Here is a 14,840-nt window from a genome sequence, read left to right as displayed (position 1 = left end):
GCACAGGTCATCTTTGCGCGGCGGACGTTCCATGCGATCCAGGGCCGCTCGACGGCGAAGCGGCTAGAGATCACCCCCCTCTCGACCTGCACATTCGCGGCCGAACGCCTCGTCCAGCGGCTGCATCACCACCGTTCCGGTGATCGGTTGGTCCGGGCCGATCTAAGCTGGCTTCATGGCGCGCCGGAGACTGCAGTCGATCACGGTCGAGGGATACACCTCGATCCGGTCGGCGCAGGTCGAGCTGCGTGATCTCAACGTCCTGGTCGGCGCCAACGGCGCGGGCAAGAGCAACTTCATCTCCGCGCTCGCCCTGATGGGCCGCATCGTCGACGGAGAGCTCAACCTCTTCGTCGGCCAGGCCGGCGGCGCCTCCGCCCTGCTCCACGGCGGCCCTAAGGGTGACACGCGCATCGCATTGCGCCTGGACTTCGCGCCCAACGGGTACGAAGCGACGCTCATCCCCGCCGCCCGTGACGAGCTGATCTTCGGAGAGGAACGCATCTGGCTCCACGGCGAAGGCCACGCCACGCCGTTCGACGCCTCCCTGGGACGAGGACACCGGGAGACCCGCCTGCTGGACGAGATCGGCCAGCGCGGATGGAACTCCGTCGCCGGGCACGTGGTGGACATGCTGCGCGGTTGCCGCGTCTTCCACTTCCACGACACCGGCACGAACGCCCCCGTCAAGCAGACGGGATATGCCGCCGACAACATCGCGCTCCACCCCGATGCAGGGAACCTGGCCGCCGTCCTGCTCCGCCTGCAGAAGGCCGACACCGCCTCCTACCGGAGGATCGTGCGCACCGTCCGCCAGGTCGCCCCGTTCTTCCGGGACTTCGTGCTCATCGAGGAAAACGGCCGATTGCGGCTGCGCTGGCAGCAGGAAGGCTCCGACATCGTCTTCCCTGCCGACGCGCTGTCGGACGGAACGCTGCGATTCATCTGCCTGACCACCCTGCTGAGCCTGCCCGACCTGCCCAACCTCGTCGTCCTGGACGAGCCTGAACTCGGCCTGCATCCGTACGCCATCGTTCAACTGGCCGACATGCTGCGCGCCGCGAGCCACGCCAGCCAGGTCCTCATCGCCACCCAGTCCGTGACGCTGATGAACCAGTTCGAACTCGACGACCTGATCGTCGTCGAACGCTCCGGCGGGGCCTCGGTATTCGACCGCCCTGATCCAGAGCGACTGCGCGACTGGCTGGCCGACTACTCCCTGGGCGAGTTGTGGGAGAAGAACCTGCTCGGCGGCAGGCCACAGGCCGAGTCCCGGTGAGCGGGTTCCGCCGGCTGCACATCCTGTGCGAGGGCCAGACCGAAGAGACCGTCACCCGCGAGGTCATCGAACCTTACCTGCAGCGCACTGACCTCTTCGTCACGCGATCCATCTTCACCACCAAACGCCCCGCGGGTGGCGCTTCCCACAAGGGTGGATTGTCCACATGGGGCAAGCTCGATGCGGAGATCCGCCTGCTCTTGCGCGACTCCTCCATCACCGTGCTGACGACCCTGCTGGACTACTACGGGCTCCCTGCCGACGTTCCCGGGATGGCGACACGCCCGCCCGGTTCGCCATACGACCGGGTGTGCTACGTCGAGCGTGCCATGACCGAAGCCGTCGGTGACCATCGTTTCGTGCCTCACCTGGTCCTACACGAGATCGAAGCATGGGTGCTCCTCGGTCATGAGGCCCTCGGCGAACTCACCGGCGATGCCGCCTTGGCCAACGCCGCAAAGGCGATCGTGATCGACGCCCAGGGCGCTGAACTTGTCAATGACGGAGCCGCCACCGCCCCGTCCAAACGGCTCCTGCGCCTCTACCCGCGCTACCGCAAGACATCCGACGGCCCACTCGTCATCGCCGAAATCGGCATCGACGCCATCAGGAATGCCTGCCCCCACGCCGATGCCTGGTTCGACGCGGTGAACGCCACTCTCGCGAAGCAAGGATGACCGTTCCAACTCGGCCGAGGCAACAGTCGCGGCTTCGCTAAGGCCCTGCCCTGACGCGGAGACACTCCCTCATGGGCAAACCGCCCGCAGAATCTTGGGCTCTCAGGCCAGGTCGGTGAGCCTGTGGTGCGTGCGCCCTGGAGCAGGTCACCCGCGTGGCGCGCTCAGGTCTGGTCGCCGCCGGGGTAGGCGATGCGGGTTAGCAGGTGCTTGAGTTGGTCGGCCTCTTCGGGGGTCAGTTCGGCGACCAGGCGTTCGGTCAGGGACTGCGCCGCCACGTGGGCTGCGTCGAAGAGTTCGAGGCCCTGGGGGGTGATCTCGACGGCTCGTACCCGCCGGTCGCCCGGGACGGTCTTGCGTACGGCCAGCCCCCTTTGCTCAAGGTCGTCCACCACGCGCATGATGCCCGCCTTGTCCGAGCCGGTCGCCGTCACCAGGTCCTTCTGCAGGGTGGGGCCGTGGTCGACCAGCACCAGCAGGACGGCGAAATGCCGCAGCTCGATGCCGAGCGGCCGGAGCGCCTCCGTGGCCGCCACGGCGGCGCGCCAGTGCGCACGGCGCAGCACCAGGCCGAGGGCGAAAGGCGAGGCGTCCCCAGGACGGCCGGTGGCACGCGGGGCGGTGGGACCGTGGGGCTTGTCGGCGGCCATGGGAGAACACTACCTGGCATCTGTTCGTTCGATACGGTATCGATTGATACTAGCTCGAAACCGTTACCGACCGCGTGATCGTCCGGTTGAGGGGACGAGACGATCCTGCACGTCCGATTCCGCGGGCGAGACGGCACTGCACGTCCGATTCCGCGGGCGAGACGGCACTGCACGTCCGATTCCGCGGACGGGACGACCCTGCACGTCCGAGCGCGTACGCGGGTCGGCCGTGGGGTCGTCGGCTACCAGGAGCACTTCGCGGACGATCGCGTACGCGGATCCGACGGGGGTCATCGGGTAACAGGAGCACTTCGGGTTCGAGCGCGTACGCGAGCCGGCGCGGGCAGTTGGGTACGAGAAGTTCGAGAGCCAGAGGAAGGCCGGGGGAAATGAAGATCGCTGTCATCGGGGGGACCGGCCTCATCGGGGCCCGGGTGGTCAAGATCCTGAACGCGGACGGGCATGAGGCGGTGTCGCACGCGAGGTCCAGCGGGGTGGACCTGCTCAGCGGGCAGGGCCTGCCGGAGGCGCTGGCCGGCGCTGACGTCGTGGTCAACCTGACCAAGCCGCGGACCTTCGGCGACGCCTCCCCCGCCTTCTTCGAGACGACCATGGGCAACCTGCTGAAGGCGGCCGAGGCGGCCGGTGCCGGGCACGCGGTCATCCTGTCCATCGTGGGCGTCGACCTGGTGCCCGACTTGGTCTACTACCAGGCGAAGGTGCTGGAGGAGGAGATCCTGAAGGCCGGCCCCGTGCCGTACTCGATCGTGCGTGCCACGCAGTTCTTCGAGTTCATCGACACGGTGATGTCCTGGACCTCCGACGAGCACACCGTCCGCCTGCCCGCCACGCTCATGCAGCCCATCGCCGCGGACGACGTCGCCCGGGTCGTGGCCGACGTCAGCGTGAACGCCCCGCTGCGCGGCACCCGGGACATCGCCGGCCCGGAGGTCTTCCCGCTCGACGAGCTGGGCCGGATCGCCCTCGCCGCCCGCGGCGACCGCCGCGCCGTCGTCATCGATGACAGCGCCGGCATGTACGCCGCCGCGCGTGGCGACGCCCTCCTCGCCAAGGACGGCGCCGTGATCACCACGACCACCTACCGGGAGTGGCTCGCGCGCTGATCATCCTCTGCCTCACGCCGCCGCCGAGGGCCTGACCGCTCGGGAACACCGAGGCGGGAACCGAGACCGGTTCCCGCCTTTGACGCCAGGTTCAGCGTGCGGTGGTGAACAGGAGCGCGCAGTCCTGTACGGCCTCCACGCGGTGGCGGCGTCGGGGCATGACCAGCAGGTCGCCCGGCTGCCCGTCCCACGAGATGGGCCCGGCCACGAGCCGCGCCCATCCGTACAGCACGTGCACGGTGACCTCGCCGGGATGCTCGTGCTCGTGGATGTGCTCGCCCTGCCGCAGTGCGATGACGGTCTGCCGCAGCGAACGGTCGCGCCCGCCGTGGACGGTGGTGGCGTCGCGACCGCTGCCGGCCGCACGGGCGTGGGTGAGCAGGTCGCGGACGACCGCGTTGAGCGAGATCTTCGTCATGACCGCGGCGCGCGGCGGTCGCGCCGGGCTTCCAGTTCCTCCGGCTCGACCACGGTCAGCATCGGCTGCCCGGGCGCGCAGAACATCGTCACCACGAACGCCGACTCCTCGTCGGCGAGGTGGTTGCCGTCCTGGTAGTGGATCACGTCTCCGCCGGGCTCCCAGAACGCCTCGCCGGCCGGGACGACCCGCACGGGCTCGCCTTCGAGCTCGAAATTGATGGCTCCCTTGACCACGTATCCGAAGGCGGGCCCGGAGTGCCGGTGCGGCGGCGCGCCGGGGCTGTTCGGCGGCAACGTGACCAGGATGGTCATCGCCTCGGCCCCCTCCGGCGCGGGCGGCGCCCCCGGCACGGCGGCGACCACGTCGATCTTCGGCGGCGGCCCGCTCTTGTCGGGGTTCTCGAGGTGGTGGGCGTGGGCGTGATCGGTGCTCATCAGGCTTCCTTCGCGTGACGGTGGCCGGCTCGTTCCGGCCGTGCACCAGCTCAGACCGGACAGCGCCGAGATATGTGACAAAACCCCTGGTCAGCCCGCCTTCTCCCTTCAACGGGTCCGCGAGATTCGACGCTGACGAGCCGGCGCCGACCACCAGACGAACCGATCGGGCGTGTCAGGCGAAGCCGGCCAGTTTGTACAGGACGAGGGAGGCGGCGACCGCGACGTTGAGGCTGGCTCCGGTGCCGATCATCGGGATCTCCACCACCTGGTCGAGGAGGTCGAGGGCCTCAGGCGGGATGCCGTCGCTCTCGTGGCCGAGGAGCGCGATGGTCGGCTGACGTGACATGGGCAGATCCGCCAGCCGTATCGCGTCTTCGGCCAGTTCGACACCGAGCACTCGGGTTCCGGCCGACCGCTGCCGGGCGAGCCAGTCCAGCGGGTCGCCCACCCAGTGCACGCAGGCCGGGTGGCGCAGCGTGTTCCCGCGGCGGAGCGCCTCCGGCACCCATGGCAGACGCGGTACGGCCAGGCAGGCGCCGACGGCGTCACACGTGCGGAGCAGGGTCCCGAGATTGACCCCGTGCAGCGGCCAGAGGGGCGCGGCGGTCAGGTGTCCCAGGCAGCGCGGCGGGCGTCGCCGCCGCTCGGTTCGCAGGTCTTCACGGGTGCGGACCCGTACGGCGCGCCCGCTCACCGCAGGGTGCGGGGCGCTCCGGCGCGGAGGAGATGAAGGCACATCACGATGGGCGCTTTCAGCGGCACGCCCGGGCCATCGACGAATCGGTCCGCCTCCCAAAGTAGCGGATGGCCACGGGCGACGGCAGGTCCGTACGTCCCGGGGATGAGGATCGGCGGATGCCCCCGGTGACGGCGGGCCAGGCTCGGCGGGTGCGTACGTCGCGGGGATGAGGATCGGCGGATCTACGACGCCGGGAGTAGCTCCGAAGGGGACGCAGGGGCGACGAAGCACATCACCGGCCGGCCGTAGGTTCCTGGGCAGCCCCGAACACAGCAGCCTCGAACACAGCAGCCTCAACACAGAGGAGGAAATCATGCTCATCAGGCGTTTCACCGCCCTGGCACCGCTGATGGCCCTGGGCTTGGCGACATGGACCGCGATCGGCGTGGCGGCACCCGGGCCGGCACAAGCACAAACACAGGCACAGACACAGGCGCAGGCGCGGAGCGGGCGCGAGTACCTGGGAACGTGGAACTACGACCAGCCCGTACGCGAGAGCATGCGGAACATCGCGGTCATCAGCTGCCCGGACACGAGCACGACCTGCCGTCCGGGCCCGGCGATCCAGGTCCCGCAGATCGGGACCATCGTGTTCTTCAAGGCGGCCGACGGCAGGATCACGGGCCACACCGACCAGGGGTGCACGTGGACGTTCGCGGTGCTCCCCACCTCGCTGGAGCTCGACTCCCCGTCCCAGTACTGCTTCAACCACGTCATCGGCTCGGCGTACACCATCACCAAGTGGTCGGTCTCCCTGTCCGGGGACCGTGAGCGGGAGAGCATCGTGGCCGTCAGCCACCAGCCGACCGGCGACTACGAGTTCCGCCTCGACCAGGGCAGCCGTACCAAGGTCGCAGGCCACGCGTGGGCGCAGGCGCGGAAGGTCTTCCCGGGATCCTGGCAGTACGACGCGTCCGACCCGCGGTCGCGCGTGAACGTCCTCACCACGCGCTACACCGACCCCGACGGCCAGGTGCGATCCGTGCAGACACCGCAGCAGGGGCTCGTCACGTTCACGAGCGGCCGAAGGAACACCGTGACGGCCCGCACCGCCGACGGGTGCGACTGGACGCTGACTGCACGCGGCAACACCGCCGAGCTCGACCCGGCCGTCCAGACCTGCCGGACCGCGCGGGGAACCGTCCAACTCACCTTCTGGGCGATCGCGAGCGACGGCCTGCGCCAGGCGTCGGTCATGGCCGGAGCCGACGAGAACGGCGGAGACTTCCTGCTCAGCGTCGGCGCTCTGACGAAGCGATGACGCACGGCCGCACCGGGCGGCTGCTCGTCCGGTTCCCGGCCCCGGTCGGCGCGACAGGACCCGCTTCGGGCAAGGCGCCGGGCAGGCCGAACGTCGCGAAAAGGGTCAGGTCATGAAAAGAGGTCACTCGGGCGATGTATGCCTCGGCGAGGGTGAAGACCTGGATCGAGTGCGCGTGGTGCAGTCCGTCATCGTGGCGCCGGTAGGTGGCCAGCGCCGGCTGCCCGTTGGCGGCGGCCGGGACCATGCGGAGGTCCGCGGGCGTCGCGGGTACGCGGGTGGCGAGGAAGCGCCCGATCGTCCGGCGGCCGGCGAACCAGGTGGGGATCGGGGGCATCTCGAACACCGCGTCGGCCGTGAGGAGTCGCATGAGCTCGGCGATGTCGGCGTTCTGGAACGCGGTGGCGTACCGGTCGAGCAGCGCGCGCCGGCCGGGATCGGTCGGCTCGAAGAGCTCGTCCTCGCCCGGCGTGTCCTGTTCGAGGCGTACCCGGGCGCGTTGCAGCAGGCTGTTGACCGCCGCGATCGAGACCTCGAACAGCTCGGCGACCTCGGACGCCCGCCACCCCAGCACGTCGCGCAGGATCAGCACGGCGCGTTGCCTGGCGGGGAGGTACTGCAGGGCGGCGATCAGGGCCAGGCGCATCCCCGCGCGGGAGGCGACGACCGAGGCGGGGTCGGGTGCCGCGCTGACGAACAGCACGTCGGGCATCGGCTGCAACCACGCCACTTCGGGCGACGCGACGGCCACAGGCGTGTCCAGATCTTCGGCCGGGCCGTTCAGGCCGGACGGGAGTGGACGCCGGCCGCGGTTCTCGAGCGCTCTCAGGCACACGTTGGTCGCGATCCGGTACAGCCAGGTACGCAGCGACGCCCGGCCCTGGAAGCCGGAGTACGAGCGCCATGCACGGAGCAGGGTCTCCTGCACGAGGTCCTCGGCATCGTGCACCGAACCGGACATGCGATAGCAGTAGGCCAGCAGTTCGTGACGGAACGGGTCGGTGAGACGGGCGAAGTCCTCGCCGCCCGAGGTCATCGGCTCCTCGCGGTCCATCGCCTTCTCCCAACCGTCGTCGGACAAGTGTGTCGCACCCGCGTCACCCTTCACCTGTACAGATCCCGGCAGGGGCCGGAAATCAGCGGTCGCCGGCGTGGCGTCCAGGCGGGACCGGCCCGCGGCACCACCGCGTACCTGAGGTCTGGATGACCGGCCGATGAGTTACGGTGGCCGGCCGGATCTGTACCGGTGACCGCGCACGATCGTCCCAGGTCGCGCGGCCGGGATGTCGCCGTGGTCCGGAGAGGCGTCGTGATGGACGGCCTCGGCTCGGCACGGCTCAGCGCTATCGCATCGACGCTCCCCTTCCCGGGCGGCGAAGGTGCCGAAAGGAACCGACATGGTCAGTCCGGACGTCAGGACCAGGCCGGCAGGCTCGGCGGACCGGCGGGGAGGGCGGCTCTGGCTGATGCTGGCCGTGCTGTTGCTCGGTCAGTTCATGGGCCTGCTCGACGTCACCATCGTCAACGTGGCACTGCCGTCGATCGGGGCGGACCTGCACGCCTCCGGAGCGTCCCTGCAACTGGTGGCCGGCGGGTACACGGTCGCGTACGCGATGCTGCTGATCACCGGGGCCCGGCTCGGTGATCTCCATGGCCGGCGGCGCATGTATCTGCTCGGCGCCGTCGTCTTCACCCTGGCCTCGCTGGTCTGCGGTATCGCGCCGGACGGCGCGACGCTGGTCATCGCCCGTTCCGTACAGGGGGCCGGAGCGGCGGTGATGGTGCCACAGATCATGAGCGTCATCCAGACGCGGTTCCAGGGGCGCGGCGCGGGCCAAGGCGCTGTCGGCCTACGGGGTCGTCCTGTCGGTGGGGGCGCTGGCGGGGCTGGTCCTGGGCGGCGTGCTGGTCGAGGCGAACTTGGCGGGCGCCTCGTGGCGGCCGGTCTTCCTGGTCAACGTGCCCCTGGGGATCTTGCTGGTGGCGCTGGTCCCCCGGCTGGTGCCGGCGGACGAGCCGCGCGGTACCCGGCGGCTCGACTTCGCCGGCCTGGTCGTCGCGGTGCCGGCGGTGGTCCTGGTCGTGCTGCCGCTGGTGCTCGGACACGAAACCGGCCGGCCGGCCTGGACGTTCGGGTGCGTCGCCGCCGGGATCGTGCTGGCCGGGGTCTTCGTCCTGGTCGAACGGGGTGTCGCGGCCCGCGGGGGCGACCCGTTGCTCGACCTGGCGGTGCTGCGGGCCCCGGGGACGGCGTCGGGCATCGGCACTCTGATCTGCATGCAGGTCGCCTACGGCGGGCTGATGTTCACCCTCGCGCTGCACCTGCAGCAGGGACTGGGCGACGGCGCGCTGCGTGCCGGGCTGACCTTCGCCCCGCTCGCGGGGGTGTTCGGGGTGGCCGGCTTCTTCTGGCGGAGGCTGCCCGCACGCGTCCACCACCTACTGCCGCCGGCCGGCATGGTGATCTCCGCTCTCGCCTACCTGGGTATCGCCGCCGGACTCCAGGACGGTACTCAGGGCGGCCCGCTGATGTGGACGGCTCTGGTCGTCTGCGGGGCCGGGATGGGCCTGACCCTCAGCCCGCTGCTCTCCCAGGCACTGGTCCACGTGCCGCCCGCCAGGGCGGCGGACGCGAGCGGCCTGCTCACCACCACGATGCAACTCGGGCAGGTCGTCGGGGTCGCCGTGTTCGGCGCCGTCTACCTTTCCCAGGCCACGCCGTTACCGTCGCTTCCGCCGTTGCGGGAGCACGTGTCGGCGCACGCGATGTCCACGGCGGCGGAGTGGATGGCGGCGCTGAGCCTCGCCGGCGTCATCGGCGGGATCGCCCTCGCCCGCACCGTGCGCCGCGCGACGCGGCTCGACGCCGCCGGATAGGCGGCCCAGGCGCCGTCATGGCGCCGACAGGTCCAAGCGAAGCGAAAATCCATCTCCAGCAAATAGGAGGCACGATGAGCAAGGTAGTGATCGTACAGTACGAGACCCGTCCCGAATCCGCTGACGAGAACCAGCGGCTGGTCGAGGACGTCATGTCCGAGCTCGCGCACGACGATCCGGGCGGGCTGCGCTACGCCGCGTTCCGGCTCGGCGACGGGGTGAGCTTCGTCCACATCGTGGTCAGTGAGGACGACCGCGAGCCGCTGGCGCACTCCACCGCGTTCAAGGCATTCCAGCGAGGCATCGGCGAGCGCGTGGTTCCCGGCACCCTCGCACGGACCGAGGCGGCCATCGTGGGGTCGTACCGCTTCTGAGCGCGCCGCCGCGATCAGGTTGACACGTCTGGAACAAGCAGTTCATCTCCGCGAAACCCGCAGGTGGGGGCTGGCCGGATAGAGTCCGGCCATCCTCGACGACATCGACCCCTTCATCGGCACCGCGGCGACCGACCTGCCTCGAGGGCACGGTCTGGCCGCTACTTGGTGGTGGCCGAAACCGCAGGTGGGCAACACCCACCCGGGGGCCACCTCACCGCTCGGCATGGTGTCGGCCTGCGCCTACTCCGGCGCGTATCCGACCGGCTACGGGCGATACGCGAAGAACACCGAGGGCGTGCCCGAGGAGATGTTCGAACGGCTGGAGGCGTCCGGGTTCACCCACTTCCAGCAGTCGGGCACCGGGGCGATCCGTAAGTACTACAACTACGTCCGGGTCACGCCGATGGTGCAGCCGCTGGACGCGCTCGGCGAGGCCTGGGGGCTGCGCGAGGAGGTGGCGGAGGCCGGGTACTACGCGGCCACCCTGGACACCGGGGTCCGCTGCGAGCTCACCGTGGGGGCCAAGGTGGCCGTGCACCGGTACACCTTCCCCGAGCACCGCAGCGCCCGCGTCGTGGTCGATCTGTCCTGCGGCGGCCTGGCCATCGAGCTGGGTCGCACCGTGCCCTTGCGGGCGCAGGTCGAGAGCATCGGCCACGGCCGGGCGCAGGGCACGGTCGTGATGGAGGGCGTCCCGCTGTCGGTGCACCTGGAGGTGGACAGTCCAGGCTGGCGGCAGATGCTGTGGTACGACCGGCGGCTCATCGACGGCGGCACCCGCCTGGACTTCGACAGCATCCGGCACACCACGCTGCGGCCCTTCGGCATGCTCTTCATGGGCCCGGCCGCCGCGGGGCAGACCATCGAGGTGCGGCTGGGGTTCTCGCTGCGCGGGTGCGACCAGGCGCGGGAGAACCTGGAGCGCGAGTGCGGGCACGGGCAGCCGGCGTTCGACGAGGTGCGTTCGCGCACTCGGGCCCGCTGGGGCGATCACCTCGACCGGGTCCAGGTCGAGGGGGGCACGCCGGCGCGCCGCACCGTGTTCGCGACGGCGCTCTACCATTCACTGATCAAGCCGTGCTTCGCCGACGACGAGAGCCCGTTCTGGCCGACTCCTGGGCCGTACGCGTTCGACGTGTGCACCATGTGGGACATCTACAAGACGCAGTTGCCGCTGCTCGCGGTCATCGCGCCGGACCGGGCCATGGACCTGCTGGAGTCGCTGATCCGGGTGTGCGAGGAGGAGGGCAACTTCCCGATCGGGTACCGGATGGCCCGCGGCGCCGACCGGTTCTTCCGCCAGGCCAGCGCGCTCGCGCACACCGCGCTGGCGGACGCCCACGCTCTGGGCCGCACGGGCCTGGACTGGAACTGGGCGCTGGTGCACATGGTCGACGACCTGCGCCGCCTGTACGGCGAGGACTTCTTCGAGCACGGGGTGGTGCACCCGATCACCCACACCCTGGACCTGGCCTACGCCCACCACTGCACGGCGCAGGTCGCCCGGGCGCTGAACGACCGGCATCTGGCCGAGGACCTGGAGGACCGCGGCCGCCAGTGGTCCAACGCCTTCGACTCCAGCACCGGACTGCTGCGCGACTCGGAGTTCTACGAGGGCGGCAAGTGGAACTACTCCTTTCGGCTGCTGCACGACATGGCCGCGCGCATCGCCCTGGCCGGCGGTGACGCGGCCTTCGCCGGCAAGCTGGACAGGTTCTTCGGCTTCGACGCCGCCCCGGTGACGCAGCCCGGCCGCCGCCCTCGGGCGGCCGAGATGGCGGCCGGATACGCCCTGAACCGGTTCGAGGGGTTGAACAACGAGCCCGACATGGAGGCCCCGTGGGCCTACCACTACGCGGGCCGGCCCGACCGCACCTCCGAGGTGGTGCACGCGGCGCTGACCTGGCAGTTCGGCACCGGCCCTGGCGGGCTGCCGGGCAACGACGACTCCGGCGGCCTCAGCTCGTGGTACGTGTGGGCGTCGCTCGGGCTGTTCCCGATCGCCGGGCAGAACCTGTTCCTGGTCAACGCGCCCGCGTTCCCCCGGGCCGTTCTCCGGGCCGGCGGCGGGGAGTTCGTCATCGAGACCAGTGGGCACCGCGAGACGCCGATCGGCGTCGACGGCGTCGATCGTGAGCCGCCGGCGCAGTACGTCCAGTCGGCCACCCTCAACGGTGAACCGCTGCACGCGACGCACCTGAGCGCCGCCACCGTGCACCGCGGCGGCCGGTTGCACCTGCGGCTGGGCCCGGAGCCCTCGGCGTGGGGGCGCAGGATCCGCCCGCCGTCGCTGTCCGATCCGCCCGGAGTCCCGCTCTGATCGGCCGCCCTCGCCCGGCTGATCCCCCGCCGTCACCCGCCGATCCGCCCGCCGTCCCCAGCTGCACCGCCCGTTCGTTCCCAGCCGATCCGCCCGATTGCCCGTAGTTGATCCGTCGTTCCATCCCGTCCGATCCGCGGTCCCGCCCCCCTGACGATCCGCCGGCCCGTCCCGTCCCGATCTGCCAGCCGTTCTGTTCCGATCTGCAGGCCGTTCTGTTCCGATCGTCCCGAGACACCAGAGGAAGCATGATGACCCATCCCCGTCGCCGTCTCGTCATCGTGGTCAGGGCCGACCCGGTCATCTGCGGGCACTCAGGCGAGGCCCGCAACCTCGCCGAGGTGGCGCTGACCCGCGGCTTCGACGACGTACGGCTGCTGACCTGGCCGATTCCGGCGCTGCAGGCGGCCGGGCTGCCGCTGAAGCCGCTGGACCGGCTGCTGCCCTACAGCCCCGGCATCACCGTGGAACGGCCGGAGCCGGTCGGGGACTACCGGGTGCCGGACGGCCGCCACCAGGCCGGCCTCACCGGCCGCCTGGTCGAACTGCTCGCCGAACCGGTCCCCACGACCTGCCTGTCGATGTACCTCGTCCCGCACACCACGGTGGTGATGGACGCGGTCGCCGCCGCGCGGGCGGCCGGGTTCGCGCCGGACGTGCACACCATCGCCAAGGCGGTCGGGTCGGACGTGACCAACGTGATCCGGTCGTGTCTGCGGGAAGGGCGGTTCGGCGCGGCGACCGTGCTGTTCACCACGTTCCTGTCGGGCGACGAGGTCGTCGCGGTCTCCGAGTACACCCGCGAGGAGATCATCGCCTCGGCCGAGCAGGTGGACGCCCACTGCGGCACCACGTTCGCCGAACAGTGCCGGCGCCGCGTGACGGTCAGCTACCCGCCGATCGACTCCGCCGCCTTCCTCGACCTGGATCCGGCGCAGGTGGACGCCGCGCTCGCGCGCCGCGGCCTGGAGCGCGACGGGTACATCCTGTTCCTGTCCCGGGTGACCGCGGCCAAGGGGATCCACGATCTGCTGGACGCCTTCGGGAAGATGCGCTGCCGGTCACGGGTGAAACTGGTGGTCGCCGGGACGGGACCGGCGCTGGAGCAGGTGCGGGAGATGGCCCGGCAGGACGAGCGGGTGGTCTTCCTCACCGATGTCGACGACAACGAGAAGCCGCTGCTCATGCGCGGCTGCGCCGCCTACGTCCTGCCCACCAAGCCCGAGCCCGACTTCGTCGAGACGTTCGGCATCGCGCTGGCCGAGAAGATGCTGGCCGGTGGCGGGCCGATCGTCACCACCCTGACGGGCGGGACGTCGGAGGCGGTGGGCGACACCGCCGTCATCGTCGAGGCCGGGGACGTCGCCGGCCTGGCCGCGACGGTGGACCGGGTGGTTCTGGACATGTCCGCCGCCGAGCGGCAGGACCTGGAGCATCGCGCCCGCGCCCGGGCGATGCGCTTCGACCGCGCCGCGGTGTTCGACGCCCTGCTCCCCCAGCATGCGAACACCCCGGCCGGCCAGAGCGTCGTGCCCGGCCAGGAGGGCCTGCCCGGCCGGCAGGCCCTTCCGCCGCGGGAGGCGCCCGTCGTCGGCGTTTCCTGACCGGCCCACCGGGGGGCCTCCGGCGCGGCGAGGCCGAAGGCCGCCTCCCGTGACGGGTGGCGGCCTTCGACGTCGTGCCGTGCCGGGAGGACCGGTCGGTGAAGTGGCGCCGTCCAGGCTTCTCACCGGCCGGGCCGCGGCGATCGCGGCCGGGTCAGCCGCAGTGTTCGAAGGGGCTGGTGTAGGAGCTGCTGCCGACCGAGCCGCCCCACCTGACGCACTGTGCCGCCGCGTCGCGTTTGACGGGGCCCGCGTAGTAGCCGTAGCTGCCCGAGTCGGTGGTCCGGCTCTCGCCCTGCGGCTCCAGGAAGGCCGACACCGCCGACGCCGAGCCGAGGTTCGTGGTCTTCAGCGTGGTGACGCAGTTGTAGCCGTTGCCGGAGTTGTAGAGCAGGTAGGTGCGGCCACCGGTGAGGGCCGCCGAGTCGATGACCGCGTAACCGCTGCCGCAGACCTCCTCGGGGGTGTAGGGGTTGCTGCTTCCGCCGCAGGTGTTGGTGCTGGTTATGGCCTTCTTCTGGCCTAGGGACACGGTCACGCCCTCCACGGTCGGGCTGGTGTCCACCGCACCGCCGGAGGTCCGCTGTTCGTAGTGCAGGTGCGGGGCCGTGGAGCCGCCCGTCGAGCCGACGGTCCCGATCGTGGTGCCCTGGCTGACGCTCAGGGAGCCGCCGGCCGCCTTCACCATGGTCGACAGGTGGGCGTAGCGGGTGCTGGTGCCGTCGCTGTGCCGGACCTCCACCCACTTGCCGTAGCTCGTGCTCCCCGCGTCGTTGAAGTACGCGGTGCCCGCGGCGGTGGCGCGCACGGTCTCACCGTTGATGTCGTCGCCCCCGTAGTCCTGCCAGTCGATGGCGCCCGACGGGCTGTGGCCGGGGGACCAGTTGTTGGCGTAGAAGGTCTTGCCGCAGTTGAACGGGCTCTTGTGGGACAGGGCCAGGACGCTTGAGCCCTGCGCCGAGGCCGCCTGCGGAAGCGACGCCGCCGCGAGGGTGACCACGAGGGCAGTGAGCGCGGATCTGAGGGTCTTCGGCCAGGTCGGCCTGCCGGGAACGGGCATGCTCACCTCTCTGA

At 70.7% G+C, this 14,840-nt stretch carries 14 protein-coding genes and 1 pseudogene; 9 read left to right on the top strand and 6 right to left on the bottom strand.

The annotated features are described in order from the left end of the window. Positions 1-175 precede the first annotated feature (175 nt). Positions 176-1,279, top strand: coding sequence for an AAA family ATPase (locus ABZT47_RS15395; protein ID WP_354841297.1), 1,104 nt, complete (start codon positions 176-178; stop codon positions 1,277-1,279). Next, positions 1,276-1,956, top strand: coding sequence for a DUF4276 family protein (locus tag ABZT47_RS15390; protein ID WP_354841294.1), 681 nt, complete (start codon positions 1,276-1,278; stop codon positions 1,954-1,956). The genes ABZT47_RS15395 and ABZT47_RS15390 overlap by 4 nt, the downstream gene beginning before the upstream one ends. 164 nt (positions 1,957-2,120) lie before the next feature. Here ABZT47_RS15390 and ABZT47_RS15385 read toward each other — a convergent pair whose 3' ends face one another. Further along, the gene (locus tag ABZT47_RS15385) at positions 2,121-2,606 is read right to left on the bottom strand and encodes a MarR family transcriptional regulator (protein WP_354841292.1); all 486 of its coding nucleotides are present in this window, start codon (positions 2,604-2,606) and stop codon (positions 2,121-2,123) included. A gap of 389 nt (positions 2,607-2,995) precedes the next feature. On the opposite strand from ABZT47_RS15385, the gene ABZT47_RS15380 reads away from it, so the two are divergent. Continuing rightward, positions 2,996-3,730: an NAD(P)H-binding protein gene (locus ABZT47_RS15380; protein WP_354841290.1), complete on the top strand. Its 735-nt coding sequence runs from the start codon at positions 2,996-2,998 to the stop codon at positions 3,728-3,730. Positions 3,731-3,821: 91 nt separating this feature from the next. Here the strand turns inward: ABZT47_RS15380 and ABZT47_RS15375 are convergent, their stop codons facing one another. From ABZT47_RS15375 to ABZT47_RS15365, 3 genes are all read right to left on the bottom strand, one after another. Next, positions 3,822-4,148, bottom strand: coding sequence for a LuxR family transcriptional regulator (locus tag ABZT47_RS15375; RefSeq protein ID WP_354841287.1), 327 nt, complete (start codon positions 4,146-4,148; stop codon positions 3,822-3,824). After that, the gene (locus ABZT47_RS15370) at positions 4,145-4,585 is read right to left on the bottom strand and encodes a cupin domain-containing protein (protein WP_354841284.1); all 441 of its coding nucleotides are present in this window, start codon (positions 4,583-4,585) and stop codon (positions 4,145-4,147) included. The genes ABZT47_RS15375 and ABZT47_RS15370 overlap by 4 nt, the downstream gene beginning before the upstream one ends. Before the next feature lie 175 nt (positions 4,586-4,760). After that, positions 4,761-5,282 carry a TrmH family RNA methyltransferase gene (locus ABZT47_RS15365; protein WP_354841281.1) on the bottom strand — a complete coding sequence of 174 codons (522 nt, stop codon included), beginning with the start codon at positions 5,280-5,282 and terminating at the stop codon, positions 4,761-4,763. Positions 5,283-5,640: 358 nt separating this feature from the next. Here ABZT47_RS15365 and ABZT47_RS15360 point away from each other — a divergent pair, with 358 nt between their 5' ends. Then, positions 5,641-6,588: a hypothetical protein gene (locus ABZT47_RS15360; protein ID WP_354841278.1), complete on the top strand. Its 948-nt coding sequence runs from the start codon at positions 5,641-5,643 to the stop codon at positions 6,586-6,588. Here ABZT47_RS15360 and ABZT47_RS15355 read toward each other — a convergent pair. Beyond that, positions 6,560-7,669 (bottom strand): sigma-70 family RNA polymerase sigma factor, encoded by a 1,110-nt coding sequence (locus ABZT47_RS15355; RefSeq protein WP_354841276.1) that lies wholly within the window; start codon positions 7,667-7,669, stop codon positions 6,560-6,562. The genes ABZT47_RS15360 and ABZT47_RS15355 overlap by 29 nt on opposite strands. Before the next feature lie 316 nt (positions 7,670-7,985). On the opposite strand from ABZT47_RS15355, the pseudogene ABZT47_RS15350 reads away from it, so the two are divergent. From ABZT47_RS15350 to ABZT47_RS15330, 5 genes and pseudogenes are all read left to right on the top strand, one after another. Next, a pseudogene (locus ABZT47_RS15350) lies at positions 7,986-8,429 on the top strand (MFS transporter); the annotation flags it as partial. 28 nt (positions 8,430-8,457) lie between these two features. Continuing rightward, positions 8,458-9,465, top strand: coding sequence for an MFS transporter (locus tag ABZT47_RS15345; protein WP_354841273.1), 1,008 nt, complete (start codon positions 8,458-8,460; stop codon positions 9,463-9,465). 74 nt (positions 9,466-9,539) lie between these two features. Continuing rightward, a complete protein-coding gene (locus ABZT47_RS15340) occupies positions 9,540-9,839 on the top strand; it encodes an antibiotic biosynthesis monooxygenase (protein WP_354841507.1) in 300 nt (99 codons plus the stop codon). Positions 9,840-9,930: 91 nt separating this feature from the next. Beyond that, on the top strand, positions 9,931-12,162 hold the full coding sequence (locus ABZT47_RS15335; RefSeq protein WP_354841496.1) for a glycoside hydrolase domain-containing protein: 2,232 nt from the start codon (positions 9,931-9,933) through the stop codon (positions 12,160-12,162). Positions 12,163-12,413: 251 nt separating this feature from the next. Then, positions 12,414-13,766: a glycosyltransferase gene (locus ABZT47_RS15330; protein WP_354841270.1), complete on the top strand. Its 1,353-nt coding sequence runs from the start codon at positions 12,414-12,416 to the stop codon at positions 13,764-13,766. Between the two features lie 154 nt (positions 13,767-13,920). Here the strand turns inward: ABZT47_RS15330 and ABZT47_RS15325 are convergent, their stop codons facing one another. Continuing rightward, positions 13,921-14,826, bottom strand: coding sequence for a M23 family metallopeptidase (locus tag ABZT47_RS15325; protein WP_354841267.1), 906 nt, complete (start codon positions 14,824-14,826; stop codon positions 13,921-13,923). Between the last annotated feature and the right edge of the window lie 14 nt (positions 14,827-14,840).

The organism is Sphaerisporangium sp. NPDC005289, from assembly GCF_040607455.1.
Taxonomy (GTDB): Bacteria; Actinomycetota; Actinomycetes; order Streptosporangiales; family Streptosporangiaceae; genus Sphaerisporangium; species Sphaerisporangium rhizosphaerae.
The sequence above is the reverse complement of the archived record's forward strand: the minus strand, read 5'-3'. Positions and strand labels throughout refer to the sequence as shown.